The sequence below is a fragment of the Neptunicoccus cionae genome (genome assembly GCF_014643735.1).
Lineage (GTDB): Bacteria > Pseudomonadota > Alphaproteobacteria > Rhodobacterales > Rhodobacteraceae > Amylibacter > Amylibacter cionae.
Genome location: NZ_BMKA01000007.1, coordinates 83,708 through 103,128 on the forward strand (window position 1 = coordinate 83,708; position 19,421 = coordinate 103,128).

Consider the following 19,421-nt stretch of genomic DNA (forward strand, 5'->3'; position numbering starts at 1 on the left):
GGTGGTGTTACCGGGCTGAAGCCCGGTCTACTTTAGGATTACGCCGAGGCTGTCCATTTCTTCCAGCGCCACCGCCAGCGAGCCGTCCATGTCGATGGCGCGGCAGGCCTCTTGGATCACAGTCACCTGAAAGCCCAGCTTGATCGCGTCGACCGCTGAAAACCGCACGCAGAAATCTGTGGCCAGACCGACCATCACCAGCTTGGTTATCTTGCGTTCCCGCAAATAGCCTTCCAAACCAGTCGGGGTTTCGTGGTCGTTCTCAAAAAATGCAGAGTAGCTGTCGATCTTGGGATTGAACCCTTTGCGGATGATCAAATCGGATGTGTCGGTGTTCAACCCGCTTTTAAACGCAGCCCCCGCCGTCCCCTGCACACAGTGGCGCGGCCACAGAACCTGCGGACCGTAGGGCATTTCCGTCATGGAGAACGGTTCGGCACCGTCGTGATTATCCGCAAACGAACTGTGGTTCGACGGATGCCAGTCCTGTGTCAGGATGCGCACGGGATAGTCGTCTTGCAAGGCGTTCACCGTCTCGACAATCTGGTCGCCCCCTTCCACAGCAAGGCTTCCGCCCGGACAGAAATCATTCTGTATGTCGATCATGATCAAAGCGGTGCTTGTGGCCTGTGGCATGGTGTTCTCCCTGTTATCCCGAATTTATGTGGTGCAGGGGGCGCTTCGTCAACCGTGCTGCTTTGCCACTGGAATTTCCTGCCAGACAAGGCTATATGCGCGCCATGTCAAAGATCGTTGTCGCAGCCCTGTACCACTTTACCCGTTTTGAGGATCACACATCCTTGCAAGCGCCGCTTCAGGCCGTCTGCGATGCGGGTGGCGTGAAGGGATCGCTGCTGCTGGCCTTTGAGGGGATCAACGGCACGATCGCAGGGCCACGCGCCGGAATTGACGCTGCGCTCGCTCATATCCGCGGCTTGCCTGGCTGTGCGGATTTTGAGCACAAGGAAAGCTATGCCTCGGAAATGCCCTTCCTGCGCATGAAGGTGAAGCTGAAAAAAGAGATCGTCACAATGGGCCAGCCCGATGTGGACCCTACGGCCAATGTAGGCAACTACGTTGAGGCACAGGACTGGAACGATCTGATTACCCGTGACGATGTTGTGGTGATCGACACCCGCAACGATTACGAAGTGGCCATCGGCACCTTTGAAGGCGCGGTTGATCCGCAAACCAAATCGTTCGGTGAATTTCCCGCGTGGTGGGATGAAAACAAGGACCGCTTCCACAATAAGAAAGTCGCCATGTTCTGCACCGGCGGTATCCGCTGTGAAAAATCCACTAACTTCCTGCTGAATGAAGGCGTCGAGGACGTTTACCACCTAAAGGGCGGTATCCTGAAATACCTTGAAAATGTGCCGGAACAGGAAAGCACTTGGAACGGCGAGTGCTTTGTCTTTGATAGCCGCGTTTCGGTGAAACACGGGTTGGAAGAAGGCAAATACGAACTGTGTTACGCCTGCCGGATGCCGCTTGCGCCGGAAGATTTCGCACGACCCGAATATGAAAAAGGCGTCTCCTGCCACCAGTGCATCGACAGCCATTCAGAAGAACGCAAAGAACGCTTTCGCGAACGTCAGAAACAGGTGGCTCTGGCCGAAAAACGCGGCAAGCAACACATCGGCTCCTGAACTACCACCGGCTTCAATGTTCCAAAAATACTCAACCCGCCGGTGACGCCGCGCGCAGCTTCAGCGGTATTTCCTTTACCGGCAGATGCACAATCGCGGAAAACGCACCGACTCCGATGCCAACCCACCAGACCACGTTGTAATTGCCGTAAAGATCATACAGCGCGCCGCCCAGCCAGACGCCCAGAAATCCGCCTAACTGGTGGCTGAAGAAGATGATTCCGTAGAGCGTCCCCATATAGCGCATCCCGTAGATATGCCCCACCAACCCCGAGGTCAGAGGCACAGTCGCCAGCCACAACAGCCCCATCAGAAAACTGAACAGCAACACTGTCAGCGGAGTGATGGGCGTCAGGATGAACCACGCCGCCAGCAAGGTACGACCGATGTAGATGTAGGTCAGCAGGTATTTCTTACTCAGCTTTTTGCCCAACAAACCCGCGGTAATCGTCCCGATAATATTGGCCAGTCCGATCACCCCGATCGACACCGCCCCGAGCGCAGAGGTGCTGGTGATCCCCATACCGGCAAGCAGGCTGTCCTGCCCGATTGGACCGCACATCTCGGTTACGAAGGCGGGGAAGTGGGCCGTGATAAAGGCCAGTTGAAAGCCGCAAGAAAAGAACCCCAGAAAGATCAGGGTATAGGACGGATCCTTGAACGCTTTGAGCAGGATTTGGGACATGGTCTCTTCCAGCTCTGCGGTGCCGGCGGCTTCGGGCGCGCGCAGCATGGGCAGCAGTAAAAGCACCATCATAATGATCGCGGCAAAGATTACAAAGACCTGTGACCAGTTCATATAGGCCAGCAGGATCGCGGCAAGTGGCGGGCCAATAACCTGACCAAGCGATCCCGCCGCCGTTCCGATCCCAAGCGTAAGGGAACGGTTCTCATCGCTCGCCGCCCGTCCGATGACCGCCAGAATGACACCAAAGCCAGTGCCTGCGATACCAAACCCGATGATGATTTCATAAAGCTGATGTGCCCCCGGCGTGGTGGCCGTACTGCTTAGCAACAATCCGGCAGCGTAACACAATACCCCTAGGAAGATGGCTTTGCGGTCGCCGAACTTTTCTGCGATTGCGCCGAATATGGGCTGCCCTATGCCCCATGCAAGGTTCTGGATGGCAATGGCCATGGAAAACTCGGACCGCAACCAGCCGAATTCCGTCGCGATGGGGATCTGGAACACGCCGAAACTGGCGCGCAGGGAGAAACCGGTCATCAGGATCAAACACCCCGCAATCAGGATCGGAGTGAAAAGCGGTTGTGATTGATGTTTCATGGGGATCCAAACTGCGTTGCGCAGCCCTTAACGGCTTGTTAGGGGTGACAGAGCAAAATCGACCAATCTGTGCAAGGGCAGAATTGTTATGGGCAGCGTCACAGAAATTTATCAACAGCGGGTGACCAGCGGTGCCTTGCACGAGGATCCCGCACAAATCGCGGTGCTGAAACTGTTTGAAGGCGCAACTGCGCGGCTGTCGGCCACCCCTGCGAAAAAGGGTCTGCGCGGCCTGTTTTCCAAAGCGGTTGAACCGGTGCAGGGATTGTACCTCTACGGGGGTGTCGGGCGTGGCAAATCCATGTTGATGGACCTGTTTTTCGACAGTCTTGACGAACCCAAGAAGCGGCGCGTTCACTTTCATGCCTTTATGCAGGAAATCCACAACCTGATGCATGAGGCCCGCAAAAACGGGGTCGAAGACGCAATAGAGCCGGTGGCTGCCGATGTCATCAAATCCGCCCGCGTTCTGTGCTTTGATGAGATGCAGATCACCGACATCACCGATGCGATGATTGTTGGAAGATTGTTCGAAAAACTGTTCGAGGCCGGTGTGTTAATCGTAACCACCTCTAACCGGCATCCCGATGATCTCTATAAAAACGGGCTGAACCGGAACCTGTTTCTGCCGTTTATTGACCTGATCAAACAGCGGATGGAGGTTTACAACCTCGACAGTGAAACGGACCACCGACAAAACCGGCTTGAGGGGCATAAAACCTACTTCACGCCAATTGATAACGCCGCAGAAATGGCGATCCAGCGGGTTTGGACGGATGTGGCGGGCAGCAAGGCAGAACCGTTGGTGCTGCACCATAAATCCCGCGAAATCCGGCTGCCTGCCTATCACAACGGCGTGGCCATGGCGACTTTCCGCGATCTGTGCGGCCAGCCGCTTGGCCCCGGAGATTATCTTACCATCGTTGAGGCAATCCGCGTATTGATCCTCAAGGACATCCCACGACTGGGCCGTGCGAACAACAACGAGGCGAAAAGGTTTGTCACGCTGGTCGATGCCCTCTATGAGGCGCGAACCAAACTGATCGCCAGTGCGGCAACCATACCGGAAAAGCTTTATGAAGAGGGCGAAGGCGCATTCGAATTTGAACGCACCGCCAGCCGTCTGCGCGAAATGATGAGTGCGGACTGGGGTAAGCCCTAACTCACGCAACCGTTTGATTGCTCTGTTCTGCTGATCGGGTAATGTAGCCCCTGTTGACGGGTGTCTGCGACCTGTGTCTTGATTGCCGGCTGCTGCCGCCTAAGGAATTCCTAAATGGAAAAAAGCCTGTTCCGATACATTTGGAAGTATTCCAAGCGCCGCCAGTTACTTTTGCTTGCGCTGACAATTGTGACATTTCCGGTGCTTTACATCAGTTTGGAACTGCCCAAGCGGATTATCAATGATGCGATCGGGGGCAGTGGCGAGGATATTTCGTACTTCGGCTTTACCTTCAGTCAAACCGAGTTTTTGATGGTTCTTTGTTTCGGTTTCCTGATCGCCGTATTGGCAAACGGGCTGCTGAAGATGCGCCTGAACACGATGAAGGGCGTGCTGGCAGAACGGTTGCTACGCCGGTTCCGGTTCCAGTTGTTGACCCGAATGATGCGGTTCCCGCGTCCCTATTTCCGCCAGACCAGTCAAGGCGAACTGGTGGCGATGGTCACATCCGAGGCTGAACCGATGGGCGGTCTCATGGGGGATATGATCTCGCAGCCGGTGTTTCAGGCGGGGCAGATGATCACTATTCTGGCCTTCCTTTTCGCCCAGAGCTTCTGGTTCGGGCTGGCATCGGTGGCGCTGATCCCGTTACAGGCATGGCTGATCCCGCGTCTGCAACGTCAGATTAACCTGCTGAACAAATCCCGCATCGAAGAGGTGCGGCACCTCGCCTCTGATATCGGCGAAACTGCGGCGGGTGTCAGTGATATTCGCACCAACGGCGGGTTGCGGTACCGTGCGGCGCAGTTTTCAGACCGGCTTGGCAATCTGTTCAACATCCGGTTTGAGATCTACCAGAAGAAATTCTTCATGAAGTTCCTCAATAACTTCATCAACCAGCTGACACCGTTCTTTTTCTATTCGGTCGGCGGGTATCTGGCGATCAAGGGTCAGATAACGGTGGGCGCTCTGGTGGCTGCACTTGCGGCCTATAAGGATCTGTCGTCGCCGTGGAAGGAGCTTTTGATGTATTACAATCAAGTGCAGGATATGGGGCTGCGCTGGCAGATCGTAACGGAACGCTTTGCGCCAAAAACGCTGGTGGATGACAGCCTGTTTGAAGGCGAAGCGGAGGAAATCCCGAGCCTGCGCGGCGATGTCGTACTGGATGATGTTACCGTACGCGATGACGCAGGCGATATCGTGCTCGAAGATATTACCCTCACAATCCCCAAAGGGGCGCGGGTGGCGATCAAGACGACCAACGAAACCGCCGCGCTGGCCTTTGCCGATCTGCTGACCCGAGAGGTGCTTCCTGCGCGGGGGCGGGTGCGGATTGCGGGGCACGATCTGAACAGCCTGCATCAATCCGTGGTGGCAAACCGCATCGGCTATGCCAGCCCTTTTCCGCAAATTTTCCAAGGCACAATGGGTGAGAACCTGCTAATGCCTTTCCGCCGCAAGCCCCTGATTGACAGCGACATTCTTCCTGAAATGCACCGCTGGCAGGAAGAGGCCCGCCGTGCTGGCAACAGTGATGATCCGCTTGGTGTGAGCTGGCTGGACCCATCGCTCGCCGGTTTCAAAGACGAAGATGAAATCCGCGACTGGTGGTTCAGTCTGGGTGAAGCCATGGGGATCGACGAGTTTATGGTGCGCCGCGCCTTGCGTCATCGGCTCGATCCGGTGAATCAACGTGAATTGGCCGAGAAGATCGTGGAACTGCGCCCCGAAATTGCCCGACGGTTGAAAAAAGCGGGGCTCGGGGATATCGTCCATCATTTCGATCCGCGAAAGTTCAATCCGGTCTCGCCGCTGGGCAGTAACCTGTTGTATGCGATGCCAACGCGGATGTTGACGCAAGAAAGCCTCGCGGAGCAGCGCAAGTTCTTTAGCATTCTCAAGAAAGAAAACATCGTTGACGAAGTGGCGGAAATGTCCGCCAGTCTGATCGAAGGGGTGGTCGCGACGTTTGGCGAAGATGGCACCGATCACCCGTTGTTCCGCCAGTTGAATATGGATGACGCGCTTTATCACAAGCTGCGCAATGTCACGAAAAAACGCCGCCTCCAAGGCAACGATGCGCTAACTCCGGAAGAGTTCGCGCTGATGCTGACGGTGCCGTTTGCGTTTAGCGCTGAACAGATCGGCCCAGCTTTTACGGACAGTTTTAAGGAACGGGTTCTGGACATCCGTATGCAAAATGCAGAGCATATGGTGGCAGAGTTGGACGGTCTGTTCGAAACCATCCACCCCGATCGCTACATGCCTGTGATGACGGTGCTCGGGAACGCGATTTTCGGGCGGATTTCGCGGATGGCGGGTGCCCGTGAAAAAGAAGTGGAAGATCTGGTTGTCGAGGTTCTGAACGAACACGGCTTGCGGCGTCTGGCGGCACAATCCATCTACGATCTTGCCACCGGTTCGGGAGGGCAAAACCTGCCGCGCGTGTTCCGCGAAAGGATCGCGTTCAGTCGGGCCGGACTGAAGAAACCCGACATTCTCATCCTTGGCAACGCTCTGGCCAGTCATGACTCGGCCAAACGTGCGCAGATGCGAGAGCGGATTGGGGCATTGATGCCCGACACTACCAAGATATTCATCGAGAACCATTTCTCAAACCCTGATCTCTATGATCTCTACGTCGAGATTGTGGACGGACGTATCGACGGTGTGCGTCGGGCTGAAGAACCTGCGGATGAAGACGCAAAACAGGATCTTAAACGCAAGCTGCGGGTGGTGGCGCAGACCGGTCTGTTTGCCAATCTCGACCAGAAACAACAAAGACTGCTCGCTTTTAGTGCGCAGTGGTATCCGGCGAAATCAGGGCAGGTCATTTTCGCACGGGATCAGGCACCGGACGCGGCTTATCTCTGTGTGAAGGGCAAAGCAGGGATCTACTGGGCGGGCGAGGGTGCGGAGGACCGGTTGGTGACTGAAATCGAACCGGGACGTTTGATCGGGGATCTGGCCATTATCCTGAACGAGAAACGGGCGATGGATCTGATCGCATTGGAGGATTCCCAGTTCTTGCGTATTGGCGCATCCGAATTGCTGGCTGTGATTGAAAACGATACCAATGTGGCGACCAGTCTGTTGCGCACCGTTGCAGGCCATTTGATCGGCGCGGCCGAGAACGCACGCGCAACGCGGGAGTTCGCGGTGAAAAAGGGGCTCGACCTGTCCGAACTGGACGGGGAGTGATTGCTACAGGTCGGCCGAATTTTTGGGGTAGGGCGTAGAGTGCTGTGGGTTAGTTAATCCTGAACCTGCGGGAAACGCCGGACCGTTCCGGTTTGACCGGCTGCAATCGCGGGCCGAAAATTAAAAAACGCGCGACGGGTGTTGTCGCGCGTTTCCATGTTTTGAGGGGGTGCCTGTCTACCGAATGGCGCGTCGCAGGAATTTCAGCACTTCCTGATCGGCTTTGCCGGTTGGCTGGCGACCAGCACGGCGCTGCACATCGCTTATCGCGTCGAGTGTTTTGGGGCCGATAATCCCGTCTGGCTCGCCGATGTCGTAGCCCGCTTTCAACAGCAGTTCCTGCACTTCCAGCTTTTCCGGCAGACGCAATGCGCCCGGTCCACGGGGCCAGTCCCGCACAAATTCTCCACCGCCGTTTATCTTGTCAGCCAGATGCCCGACCGCCATCGCATAGGAGTTGGCATTGTTGTAGCGCTTGATAACAAAGAAGTTTTTGAACACCGCAAAGGCCGGTCCGTCTGCACCCGCAGGCAGCAGAATCGCTGCACTTCCATAGTTCGGGATCTTGCCGCCCGACATTGTGCGCACGCCCAGTTCAGCCCAGCGGGCAGGCGTTGCCTTTACCTTCAGTGATGCGTTGCCATAGTTAAAGCCCTTTGGAAGCTGTACTTCGATCCCCCAAGGTTGGCCCTTAACCCAGCCGTTGCGGCGCAGGTAATTCGCCGTAGAAGCCAGTGCATCAGATGGATCCCGTTGGTCCCACACATCCCGTTTGCCATCGCCGGTGAAATCCACCGCCAGTGCGTCATAGCTGGTGGGTATGAACTGTGTGTGGCCCATCGCGCCAGCCCAACTGCCCATCATCCGGTTCGGAGTGATGTCGCCGTTTTGGATGATTTTCAAAGCGGTCAGAAGCTGGTTTTCCCCGAATTTGCGGCGGCGCCCTTCATAGGCAAGGGTGGCCAGAGCCTCGATGATGTTAATGTCGCCCATATTCTCGCCGTAGGAGCTTTCGAGCCCCCAGATCGCGACAACCACGGACCATTCCACACCGTATTTATTCTCAATCCGGCGCAGTTTTGATTTGTGCTTACGCACCATCGCCTTGCCGTTCTTGACCCGCTTGGGGGATGTGGCCGTGTCCAGATAATCCCAGATCTCGCGTGAGAATTCCGCCTGTTTGCGGTCTGATGCGATGACCCGTGTGTTCAGTTTTACGCCCCGAAATGCACGATCATAGGTGCTGGACGAAATGCCGTTGGCCAAGGCCCGCGCCTTGAAGCTGCGCACCCATTGCGCAAAGCCCGATTGCGTTTGTGCCATCAGGACCCCTTGATCCGGTTTGGCCGGTGGTAGCGGAGATGTTTCCACTGCGGCACCAAAGGCCAGACTGGGAAGAAACGCCAGTGCGGCCATAAATTTAAGTCCACGTTTAAGCATGCGATGCTCCTGCTCTGATCGCCCGATTTTTGGCAAAGCATAACGGGGAAAACCTTTTGGCAAAAGAAGAATTACGTAGGATTTTGCGGTGGGCGATCTGCCGCTTCTTCGGACTGGATCGTGGCCAGCGCATCGCGCAGAAGGCTGGTGCGGTGGGGGCGGAAGGATTGCTCGGTCAGGGCGAGTTTCTGTATGCGATCCACGCGAAACGCGCGAAAGTCTTGACGCAGCTGACATTTCGCCAGCAACATCAAAGTTTGATCCATAAAGATGATCGAGAGCGGCCAGACAGTGCGCTCCGTTTGTGCGCCTTTAGCATCGCCGTAGTGGATGTGAATCGCCTGTTCGTCGCGGGTGGCCTGCCGGATGGTAGCCACATCCACGGTGATTTCGGGGCGGCTGTGGAAACGCTTGGCGCTTAGCACGCTGTTTTGCATCTGGCGCGACAGTCGGTCCGGCAGGCTCGCCGCGAGTTTCGCCAGAGCATTGCGCGCAGCGTCGGCAAGCACCGGATCGCCGATTTCGATGACTTCCCGCAGACCGAGTACAAGCGCCTCGGTCTCATCCGTGTTGAACAGCATCGGCGGCATGGCGGTGTCTTCGACCAATGTGTAGCCAAAGCCAGCAGCCCCGTCGATGATCGCTCCGGCGCGGCGCAAACTGTCCACATCGCGGTAAACGGTGCGCAAAGACACACCAAGTTCGCCCGAAAGTTGGGCCGCCTGAACCGGAGCGGGGAGCAGCCGCAAAAGCTGCATCAACTGGAGTATGCGTTCGGATTTTGCCATAGTGTCAGAATACTACACAGTGCTGACAGTTTTTGACAGCAGGCCTGTGATGTACTGACGACGAAAGGAGCCAGCTATGACGCAATTCCCCCCACCAGAGGTTCAGGCCGCGTTTAACAGTTTTCCGCCCGCAGAGCAGGAAAAGCTGCTTGCGGTGCGCCGATTGATATTCGACAGCGCGGTCGCAGTAGAGGCCGGTGCGGTGACAGAAACGCTGCGTTGGGGGCAGCCAGCATATTTGGTGAAGAGGGGCAGCAGCCTGCGGTTAGGCGTCGGAAAGACGGGGCAGGCTGCGATTTTCGCCCATTGCCAGAGCAGTATCATCGGCAGTTTTGCCACAGCTTTTGGCGGAGATTTTGCATTGGACGGGAACCGCGCGGTCTATCTGGATCGGGTGGGGCCGGAAGAATTGGAAAAGTTGCGTTTTCTGATCCTGCACGGCCTGCAATACAAGCGTGCGCCCAAGGCGCGGGTGAGTGTGTAATGGATCACCCTGCATTTACGAAGCTTCATATATCACGCGTCTTGTATGACGCTTCATATTTGCAGGGTGATAAATCGGGAAGTTGTTTAATACCAATGATTTGGTCGGGCGACAGTTTGCTGTCGCCGCGCCATTGTTCAACTGTTCAGATGATCGCGCGCAGTTTGCCCATCAGCTTTTGCACTGCCTTGGTATAACGTTCATCCTTCAGGCTGCCATCCTCGTCAAATGCGCTAGAGGCCGAAGCCACAGCCACAGCAGGACCCTGCAACACGATCGGTTGAAAGGGCGTCAGGCATTGGCGCAGCGAATTTTGCGTCATCACACCCCCGGTCCGCCCGCCAGTTGCTGACATAATTGCAATAGGGGTGTCGCCCATCGGCATCGGCTTTACGCGACTGACCCAGTCCAGCGCGTTCTTCAGCACGCCAGAGATATTGCCATTGTATTCCGGTGTCGCAATCACGATGGCATCCGCATCCTGCATTTGCCCGTGCAATGTCAGGACCTCTGCCGGAATGCCCTCGGCGTCTTCCAGATCTCCGTCATAGAGCGGGAAGCGAATGTTGGCATAAGTCACATCAGCCGCGCCAAACGCTGCCACCGCTTGATCAAGCAGTTTCCGGTTCAGGGATCCGGCACGCAAAGAGCCGCAAATAACGAGAAGTTTCGGGTCAGCCATGTTAAATCCTTTTATCTTCACCCCCAAATACAATGGGCGGCGTATAAGTCCAGTCCTTCCGCCTGCATTACAATCTGTTCACGGTTTTGCCTTATTACAACATTAACAGGCATATTGGTGCTGGTGGCGGCTGTGTGATTGTAGCTTGCCCATGCGCCGCTTATGGTATGGAAAAAAAGAACCAGCGGTCTACAAAGGGACAGTATCGTGGCAGGCAAAGACTATCAAATTGCGGCATTGTGGATGGAGGGCAGTCTAAGCTTTCTAGAGCAGTTGTGCCTGAAATCCTTTGTAGATGCGGGTCATCATGTAAAGCTGTACCACTACGGCCCCCTGCGGAATGTGCCCGAGGGCATGGAACTCGCCGATGCGGCCGCGGTTCTGCCTCGTACCGATTTTCTGGCCCACGCCCGCACGGGCTCTCCGGCGCTTCATTCCGATCTGTTTCGCTATAAAATGCTGGAACAGAACAAGGATACCATCTGGGCGGATACCGATGCTTATTGCATGAAGCGGTTTGAAACGCCGAACGGGCATTTTTATGGCTGGGAGTCAGACAAACATATTAACGGCGGTGTGCTTGGCCTACCGTCCGATTGCGATACTCTGGGGGAGCTGCTGGAATTCACATCCGACGAATTCGCAATCCCGACATGGTATGGTGACGATTACACCCGCGAACTGGAAGAAGCCCGCGATGCCGGTAATCCGGTGCATGCGTCAGAGCAGCCTTGGGGCGTATGGGGCCCCCACGCGGTGACGCATTTCCTGCATAAAACCGGTGAGGCGAAATATGCCTTGCCGCTAGAAGGTCTCTATCCCTTCACCTATAAAGACCGCCGCATGATGTTGAAGCGTAACTTCGACACCACCCCTTACGTGACCGAGAACACCTATTCCATTCACCTTTACGGTCGCCGTATGCGTGCGCGTCTGGTTGAAAAAGAAGGCGGTGAACCCCATCCTAAAAGCCTGTTGGGGCAGTTGATCAAGAAGCACGGTATCGACCCGTCAAAAGCCCCTCTGCCTATGTCAAAGGCACAACAGGCAGCGGCGAAAGCCCCAAAGGGAGAGAAGGTTAAACCGACAGAGAAACCTGCCAAACAAAAGAAACCCGCCGCGCCGGTTGCTGCCAAAGCAGCGCCGCTGGAACCATCCGCACGGACAGGGATCGGGCAGGTCAACCTGACTGACATTGCCAATAAATACAGCACGGACAAAGGCTCTGCCAAACACCGCTACACAGAACTTTACCAGATGTTGTTCCTACCCTTGCGCGGCCGCAAGCTGAACCTGCTGGAAATGGGCTTGCTAAACAGCGGGCCAGAGCACGAAATCGCGGCAGAGCGGATCACCAATGATGCGCCTTCCGTCCATATGTGGTTGGAATATTTCCCTAAGGCACAGGTCTATGGCCTTGATATATCGGATTTTAGCTGGCTCGATAATCCACGCTTTACCTATGTGAATTGTGACATGGACAGCCGTGAAAATATCCAGAAAGCTGCAAAAGGCCTGCCGCAGATGGATATTGTCGTGGACGACGCCAGCCATGCTTCCCACCACCAGCAGGGCGCCTTTCTGGAACTGTTCCCGAAGTTGGCCTCTGGCGGGTTTTACACCATTGAAAACCTGCGCTGGCAACCCAACCATATGGAGCAGAAGGGTATCACCAAGACGGCTGATCTGTTCTACGGCTATCAGAAAGACGGGGTGTTTACCCATTCCGATCCAGCCATTGCCGACGAATTTAACGCGCTGCGGGAACAGATTTCGGGGTGTTTCATCTATCAGGTTGGCTTTAACAAATCCCGCAAGGACCAGTTGATGGTTGTCCAGAAACGGTAATTCCCATGTCTGAAGAGATCCAATCCGAAGAGATGGAACGACAGGTTGAACGGGGGATAATCCCCGACTGGTATCGTGACATCTATCCGGACGGGGAACGGGACGGCTTTTACGAAAAGCTCGGCTCTCATTCCTTGTGTTATGTGGAGCGCAGCCTCGGGCAGCTTGTCATCAGTTTTGACAATCTGGCAGAGGCCGGACACGATGGCTATGACCGAGAGGCTTGGGCATCGGGGTTTTGCAATTACAACAACTGGTCCCATCTGGGGATTTTTGCCCAAGGGCCAAGCTGGTTTCGCGATGAACGTCTAATTGCACGTCTGGAAAAGCTGCGGGATGACGGCTTTTTTGCGCAGTTCAACTATGTCACATTGGCCGGTGCGTCGATGGGCGGCTTCGGTGCGTTGGTGTTTTCTGCCCTTGTCCCGGGCGCAACTGTCATCGCTTTCAGCCCGCAATCCACTCTGCGCGAAGACCTTGTCCCTTGGGAAACCCGCTATGCAAAAGGCAAGGAATACGACTGGACCTTGCCTTACGGGGATGGGGCACGCGCGCTTGATACGGCCGCCAAAGTCTATGTGATTTACGATCCTTATGAACCAAGCGACAGCCAGCATGCGGCGCGGCTTACGGGGGCAAATGTTGTTCCGTTGCGGGCCTACGGGTTCGGCCATCGCTCTGCCCTGTTCCTGCGCAGGCTTGGCGCGTTGAAGCCTGTGATGGGGGAGGGCGTGATCGGCACATTGGACGCAGAACGCTTTGCCCAAATGATCCGCAATCGCGGCGCGGTTTACCTTTATAAAACCCAGATGGAAAATTACATGCGCCGACGCGGGCGTGAGGTCTGGGTGCCAAAGCTGCAAAAAGCGTTCAAGAACCGGCGCAAACGCCTTGAAGCGGGGCAATCGGGATGAGCAGCTTTCTTGGCGTCACCTGCTTGCGCAATGAAGGGCCATATGTGCTCGACTGGCTGGCCCATCATCTGGCCGCCGGATTCGATCACATGTTGGTGCTGACCCATGATTGTGACGATGGCAGCGCAGAACTGCTGCAGGCTCTGTCCGCAGACGAACGCGTCACCCATCTGCCGTTTGATTATACCGCTGAAAAGTCTGTGCAATGGCAGGCGCTAAACATTGCCAAGATCCACCCGCTGGTGAAGTCTGCGGATTGGGTGATGTTCTTTGATTGCGACGAATATCTGAACCTGCCTGAACCTTACACCAGGCTTAAAGACTTGGTGCCCACGATGCCGGATGCCGAGGCGATTGCTTTTCCGTGGCGACTGTTCGGCTCTGCCGGACAGGAAGCGTTTGGCGACGCACCCGTGGTGGAGCGGTTCACACAGGCAGCCCCGCGGCACATCCATTATCCGCTGGCCAACCTTTACAAAACGCTGTTTCGGCCCAAATCCTTTCGCCAGCTTGGCGTCCACCGTCCGCGCAACAAAAAAGACAGCGTGCCGCGCTGGTATGTGTCCAGTGGCCAGCCCTTGCCCGAGAGGGTGGCGGCAAATGACAAGGCGATCTCGCTTTATGGATTGCTCGACGCCGATGCGCCGATTGCCTATCTTAACCACTATTCCGTCCGTTCCGCGCAAGAGTTTTTGCTAAAGGCGCAGCGGGGCTTGCCCAACCATATGGACCGCGCGATTGACCTGTCTTACTGGGCGGAACGCAACTTTAATGCAGTCACCGATGACAGCATTTCGCGCATGGCACCGGCGACAGCGTTGATGCGGGATCGCTTGCACGAACGGCCCGACGTGGCCGCGCGGTACGATGCCTGCGTGGCAGAGCACCAGCGCCGGATTGCGGTGTTGCTGGAGGATCTGGATAACATCCGCATGATCTGGCGGCTCGGCCTGCTGGCGGGCAGCACACCACCGCCGCGCGCACGGGCGCAGCGATACATACAGAACCAGATTAAAGCGATGCAGTACAATGGCTAACCCGACAGGAAACGAATTGCTGAGGCGCAGTCTCGGCGTGGTTGAAGCTGAAGGAATTGTGCTGCTCGATGCTGTGTCGCAACTGCGCGAGGGCAAGCGCTTCGTGCATCTGTTCTTTCGCAGCGATGCAGATACTTTGCGGGTGTTTCCGGGCAAGGAGATGCGCGTTCTGGAAACCCGCAGCATTGGCGGTGCGATGTGGTGGACCTGCGAGGCGGATGCGCCGACCGGCCCGCTGAAGATGGTGTTTGCCGACACGCCGGTCGTGATTGAACCGGCGGAGCAGGAAACGGGCCTGTTCGCGGATAAGAACTGTTTAGTGTCTATCCGCAACGGGGAAACGGCTGAAACGGTTCTGGACTGGTTGGCCTATCATGCGCAGCACCACGGATTGCAGGGCGCGGTTATTCTGGATCGGGCAAAGCCCGGCAGCGACAAGGGTTTCATGCGCAAGTTGCGCGATGGGGTGAAGCAGCTGGAACAGCCTTGTACCGTGCTGTTGCTGGACGGTGCGACGCCTCTTGGCCATCCGGATCGACCCGCCGAATCCCACCCGTTCTGCGCGCCGGATGCACCGGGCAAGGACCGGATGGATATTCCCGCGTCTGACCCTTGGGCCGCGCCCCTGCGCGAGGTGTTGATTTACGAACAAATCCGCAATCGTTTTCTGAATGCGGCGCGGGCTGTGGCGAATATTGATGTTTACGATCTGATGGTTGAAGGCGATCAGCCTAACACGCTTTTTGACGCCGCCGTTGCAGCACCTTCTGGCTGTATCCCGCTGGCAGGGCGGCATGTTTACCCGTGGCGCACCCGCAAAAATATGCCAGCCAAATTCGGCGATCATATTTGCGTGCAGTTTGATGCCCGAAAGCTGAAGCAACGCTGGTGTATCGCCCCTGCTAAGGCCGCAGACAATGCGATCTGGCGGCTGATCCGTGTCGGTAATGTAGCTGTGGATGTGAAAACCGTGCGTCCGTTTTATCGGTACATGTCGCTGCGCCACCCGACACCCTCGGTCGCCAAGATCGTTCCGAAATCCAGTCTTGTGGAACATGAACCGCTCATCAAACTCGCCCGTAAACGGTTCGGGTCCAAGCCGGTGCGTATGCCGGAAATCAAACCGGAGAAAGACGCCGGACGGGGCCGCGCAGCAATCATTACCTGTATGAAAAACGAAGGCCCGTTCATTCTGGAATGGCTGGCCTATCACCGCGCGATCGGGTTTGATGATTTTCTGGTTTATACAAATGATTGCACGGACGGCACGGATACCATGCTCGACCTGCTGCAAAAACGCGGCTTGGTGCAGCATCGGGACAATCCGTTTAAAGAGTCCGGGCTAAAGCCCCAACACGCCGCTTTGCAAGCCGCCGAGAGCGAAAAGATCATGCAGAAAGCGGGCTGGCATGTCTGCATGGATGTGGATGAATTTATCAATATTAAATGCGGTGACGGGACGCTGGACGCGCTGTTCAACGCGGTGCCGGATGCCAATATGATCGCAATGACGTGGCGGCTGTTTGGCAACGCAGATGTGGACGAATACCGCGACGAACTGATCACCGAGCGGTTTGACCGTTGCGCGCCGGAATTCGCCAACAAACCCCACCAGGCTTGGGGGTTTAAGACGCTCTACCAAAACATCGGGCTGTTCAAAAAGATGGGGGTTCACCGTCCCAAAGGGCTGAACCCGCAGCTTTGGGAGCAGATCAATTGGGTCAACGGTTCGGGCAAGCGGCTGCCCAAGGACATCTACCGCAATGCGTGGCGGTCTACGACGGAAACTTACGGCTATGACCTGGTGACGCTGAACCACTATGCGGTGCGCAGCGCTGAAAGCTTCTTGGTCAAACGGGATCGCGGACGGGTGAACCACGTGGATCGTGATCAGGGGCTGGCCTATTGGTTTCGGATGAACAACAACTCCGAGGAAGAAACCTCGATCAAGCGAATGCTGCCAAAACTGCGGACGGAGTATGACAAGCTGCTGGCTGATCCGGAAATTGCCGCGATCCATGCGGAGTCCGTCAAACGGCACCGTGCCAAGATCGACGAACTGCGCAACACCGAGAAATACACCACTTTTTACAAGGAACTGACCGGCCCGCGATTGCGAAAACTCTCACGGCTTCATTCCCATTTCGGGGCTAATGTGTTTCTGACAGGACCGGATTGTGTGCCCGACGAAGTTGTCGCGAAGGATCCCGAAGCGGAGTTCTTTTTCACCATTGAACGGGGCGAGACGAACCATTAACTTTTGCCGCGCAGGCAGCCGGACGCAGTGAACAGGAATATCCATTGGAACTTCGCATCTTATATGGCGCCCATCAGACCGCACAGGAACAATTGCGGGCCCATCTGGAACACAACAGCGATCTGTTGGCGGGGCAGGGCATCTATATGCCCGCTGCGGACACGGCCGAAGTGGCGATGAACACCGCTATTAAGGCCCTGCGCAAGGGCAACGCGGATGAAGAAACGGCGCAAACCCTGATGCAGGAACTTTCAGGTGGCAAGCCGTGGAAACGCATTCTGGTGATCCGCCCCGCGATCAGCGGTTCATGGATGCGCCCGACCAAAGAGGGCACGCTCTATCCCCGTGGCAGCTCTACCGCTGTGCAACTGAACCGTCTGGTGGGGGAGGATCGCGTGCATCTTTACTTTGCCACCCGCAATCCGGCGAGCTTTCTACCCGCCTGTTACAATCTGGTGGTCCAAAGCAAACCGGATCAGAGCTTTCAGGATTTTGCCTATCAGTCAGACCCGTCCGATCTGCGCTGGTCCGAATATCTCCACCGCGTTCAGGGCAAGGAGAGCGAGCAACCGATCACCGTCTGGTCCTATGAGGATTTCCCCTACATCTGGCGCAGCATCGCGCAGGCGTTTTCAGGGGTGGCCAACAAAGAGGATCTTGTGGCGGCACAAGGGGATGCACAACCTGAGATGTCCCTCAAGGGGGCCATGTTGATGCAGGCCTATCTGGCAGAGCATCCGACCACAGATGAACCTAAACTGCGCAAACTGGCGCAGAAGTTTGAAGAGAAGTTCCCAGCCAAACCGAATGATTCCGTGCCAGAAGTTTGGCCCTCCGAATTGGTAGAGGCGCTGTCAGATGCCTATGACGATGATAATTATTACATCGACCGGATGGAGAATATTCAAACCATCCGGCGACCTGTCTATCCAGAAATGCTCTGAGCGAATGTTTCACGTAAAACCAATTGCGTGAAACAAGCGCTGTGAAACATTGAAAGGCTTTAGTATTCGACGCCAATCTGCGCCTTGATGCCAGAGCGGAACGGGTGTTTGACCAATTCCATTTCCGTAACCAGATCAGCCACTTCGATCAGTTCTTCCTTGGCATTCCGGCCCGTCAGAACAACATGGGTCATTTCCGGCTTCTCGTTGGTCAGGAATTCGACCACTTCGTTCACGTCGATATAATCATAGCGCAGGGCGATGTTGATCTCGTCCAGCAACACCATGTGGTTGCTTTCATCGCGGATCAAATCCTTGGCCTGTTCCCAAGCCGCCTGCGCCATCTCTGTGTCGCGGGTTTTGTCCTGAGTTTCCCAGGTAAAGCCTTCGCCCATTGTATGGAAAGAGCAAATGTCGGTGAATTTCGACAGGATCAAATCCCGTTCGCCGGTGCTCATGCCGCCCTTGATGAACTGCACGACACCGCATTTCATGTCATGGGCGATACAGCGGAAGATCATCCCGAAAGCCGCCGAGGATTTTCCCTTGCCCTTGCCGGTGTGGACAATCACCAGACCCTTTTTTTCGGTCTTGGTGGCCATGATCTTGTCGCGCGCAGCCTTCTTCTTGGCCATTTTCATCGCGTGGCGTTCGGTATCTTCAGTCATTGCAGTTCCTCCTCAAGCCCCGCTTACTTTAGGGCAAATCCGGCGCAGAGCCAGCCTGTTCGTTACAGTATCATCGCCGCTTACCCTGTCGCTGTAGCATTGCACAGCGACAGGTTCAAAGCGGCGCGCGGCGGATTAGCGGGTGGGAACCGGCTCGTCCCCGCGATAATCGTAAAACCCGCGTTGGGATTTGCGACCCAGCCAACCGGCCTCGACATATTTTGTCAGCAGCGGGCAGGGGCGGTATTTTGTGTCGGCCAGACCGTCATGCAGAACATTCATAATCGCCAGACAGGTATCAAGCCCGATAAAATCCGCCAGCTCCAGCGGCCCCATCGGATGGTTGGCCCCCAGTTTCATAGAGGTATCAATCGACTTCACGTTCCCTACACCTTCGTACAGGGTGTAAATCGCCTCGTTGATCATCGGCATCAGAATGCGGTTCACGATAAAGGCGGGGAAATCCTCGGCGGTGCTGCTGGTCTTGCCGATTTTGGCAACCACATCTTCCACCGCGCGGAAAGTGTCCTCGTCCGTGGCGATGCCGCGGATCAGCTCGACCAGTTGCATCACAGGCACCGGATTCATGAAGTGCAGACCCATGAACTGTTCGGGGCGGTCCGTGCGGGACGCCAGACGCGTGATCGAAATAGAAGAGGTGTTGGATGTCAGGATCGTGTTCTTGCGCAGGTGAGGCAGAAGATCCTCAAAGATCGCCTGTTTGATGGCTTCCCGCTCTGTTGCGGCCTCGATCACCAGATCCACATCGCCACATTCCTGCAATGTGCTTACCGGCGAGAGGTTGCCCAATGTGCGCGCCTTGTCTTCCTCTGTCACCAATGAACGGGCGATCGCGCGGTCGAGGTTTTTACCGATCGCGGCCATGCCTGCGTCCAATGCCTCACGCGAGATGTCGTACAGGCGCACCTGATAACCGGCGAGCGCAAAGACATGGGCGATGCCGTTGCCCATCTGGCCTGCACCGATCACGCTGACTGTTTTGATTTCCATGAAGCTTCCTTTATGCTGCTGTGCAGCAATCTACACATTGCGAAGGAA

The 19,421-nt window shown here is 56.0% G+C and carries 16 protein-coding genes; 9 read left to right on the forward strand and 7 right to left on the reverse strand.

Features of this window, described 5'->3' with window-relative positions:
• Positions 1-27: 27 nt before the first annotated feature.
• A complete protein-coding gene (gene pncA, locus IEX10_RS17400) occupies positions 28-636 on the reverse strand; it encodes a bifunctional nicotinamidase/pyrazinamidase (RefSeq protein WP_188678300.1) in 609 nt (202 codons plus the stop codon).
• A 104-nt stretch (positions 637-740) separates the two neighbouring features.
• Here pncA and trhO point away from each other — a divergent pair, with 104 nt between their 5' ends.
• Positions 741-1,649, forward strand: a complete 909-nt coding sequence (gene trhO, locus IEX10_RS17405; protein ID WP_188678302.1) for an oxygen-dependent tRNA uridine(34) hydroxylase TrhO — start codon at positions 741-743, stop codon at positions 1,647-1,649.
• 31 nt (positions 1,650-1,680) lie between these two features.
• Here the strand turns inward: trhO and IEX10_RS17410 are convergent, their stop codons facing one another.
• Positions 1,681-2,934 carry an MFS transporter gene (locus tag IEX10_RS17410; protein WP_188678304.1) on the reverse strand — a complete coding sequence of 418 codons (1,254 nt, stop codon included), beginning with the start codon at positions 2,932-2,934 and terminating at the stop codon, positions 1,681-1,683.
• Positions 2,935-3,022: 88 nt separating this feature from the next.
• On the opposite strand from IEX10_RS17410, the gene zapE reads away from it, so the two are divergent.
• Together zapE and IEX10_RS17420 are read left to right on the forward strand one after the other, a co-directional pair.
• Positions 3,023-4,096 carry a cell division protein ZapE gene (gene zapE, locus IEX10_RS17415; RefSeq protein ID WP_188678306.1) on the forward strand — a complete coding sequence of 358 codons (1,074 nt, stop codon included), beginning with the start codon at positions 3,023-3,025 and terminating at the stop codon, positions 4,094-4,096.
• Between the two features lie 114 nt (positions 4,097-4,210).
• On the forward strand, positions 4,211-7,300 hold the full coding sequence (locus IEX10_RS17420) for an ABC transporter transmembrane domain-containing protein (RefSeq protein ID WP_188678309.1): 3,090 nt from the start codon (positions 4,211-4,213) through the stop codon (positions 7,298-7,300).
• Positions 7,301-7,477: 177 nt separating this feature from the next.
• On the opposite strand, the gene IEX10_RS17425 is transcribed toward IEX10_RS17420, so the two are convergent.
• Both IEX10_RS17425 and IEX10_RS17430 read right to left on the reverse strand, forming a co-directional pair.
• Positions 7,478-8,740, reverse strand: coding sequence for a lytic murein transglycosylase (locus IEX10_RS17425; RefSeq protein WP_229678612.1), 1,263 nt, complete (start codon positions 8,738-8,740; stop codon positions 7,478-7,480).
• Positions 8,741-8,811: 71 nt separating this feature from the next.
• Positions 8,812-9,528: a helix-turn-helix transcriptional regulator gene (locus tag IEX10_RS17430; protein ID WP_188678311.1), complete on the reverse strand. Its 717-nt coding sequence runs from the start codon at positions 9,526-9,528 to the stop codon at positions 8,812-8,814.
• Between the two features lie 76 nt (positions 9,529-9,604).
• On the opposite strand from IEX10_RS17430, the gene IEX10_RS17435 reads away from it, so the two are divergent.
• Positions 9,605-10,012, forward strand: a complete 408-nt coding sequence (locus tag IEX10_RS17435) for a DUF1801 domain-containing protein (RefSeq protein ID WP_188678313.1) — start codon at positions 9,605-9,607, stop codon at positions 10,010-10,012.
• A 145-nt stretch (positions 10,013-10,157) separates the two neighbouring features.
• On the opposite strand, the gene IEX10_RS17440 is transcribed toward IEX10_RS17435, so the two are convergent.
• Entirely contained in the window at positions 10,158-10,694 is a 537-nt protein-coding gene (locus IEX10_RS17440) for an NADPH-dependent FMN reductase (protein ID WP_188678315.1), read from the reverse strand.
• 207 nt (positions 10,695-10,901) lie between these two features.
• Here IEX10_RS17440 and IEX10_RS20040 point away from each other — a divergent pair, with 207 nt between their 5' ends.
• From IEX10_RS20040 to IEX10_RS17470, 5 genes are read left to right on the forward strand one after another with little or no spacing between them, the layout of a single operon-like run.
• Positions 10,902-12,542, forward strand: coding sequence for a hypothetical protein (locus tag IEX10_RS20040; RefSeq protein ID WP_229678613.1), 1,641 nt, complete (start codon positions 10,902-10,904; stop codon positions 12,540-12,542).
• A 5-nt stretch (positions 12,543-12,547) separates the two neighbouring features.
• Entirely contained in the window at positions 12,548-13,456 is a 909-nt protein-coding gene (locus IEX10_RS17455; RefSeq protein ID WP_188678317.1) for a hypothetical protein, read from the forward strand.
• Positions 13,453-14,493: a glycosyltransferase family 2 protein gene (locus IEX10_RS17460; protein WP_188678318.1), complete on the forward strand. Its 1,041-nt coding sequence runs from the start codon at positions 13,453-13,455 to the stop codon at positions 14,491-14,493. The genes IEX10_RS17455 and IEX10_RS17460 overlap by 4 nt, the downstream gene beginning before the upstream one ends.
• Positions 14,486-16,750 (forward strand): glycosyltransferase family 2 protein, encoded by a 2,265-nt coding sequence (locus IEX10_RS17465; protein WP_188678320.1) that lies wholly within the window; start codon positions 14,486-14,488, stop codon positions 16,748-16,750. Before IEX10_RS17460 ends, IEX10_RS17465 begins: the two co-directional genes overlap by 8 nt.
• Positions 16,751-16,794: 44 nt before the next feature.
• Complete coding sequence (locus IEX10_RS17470; RefSeq protein ID WP_188678322.1) at positions 16,795-17,694, forward strand: hypothetical protein; 900 nt, start codon at positions 16,795-16,797, stop codon at positions 17,692-17,694.
• Positions 17,695-17,753: 59 nt separating this feature from the next.
• On the opposite strand, the gene cobO is transcribed toward IEX10_RS17470, so the two are convergent.
• Both cobO and IEX10_RS17480 read right to left on the reverse strand, forming a co-directional pair.
• Complete coding sequence (cobO, locus tag IEX10_RS17475; protein WP_188678324.1) at positions 17,754-18,362, reverse strand: cob(I)yrinic acid a,c-diamide adenosyltransferase; 609 nt, start codon at positions 18,360-18,362, stop codon at positions 17,754-17,756.
• Positions 18,363-18,497: 135 nt separating this feature from the next.
• Positions 18,498-19,373, reverse strand: coding sequence for a 3-hydroxybutyryl-CoA dehydrogenase (locus IEX10_RS17480; protein WP_188678325.1), 876 nt, complete (start codon positions 19,371-19,373; stop codon positions 18,498-18,500).
• Between the last annotated feature and the right edge of the window lie 48 nt (positions 19,374-19,421).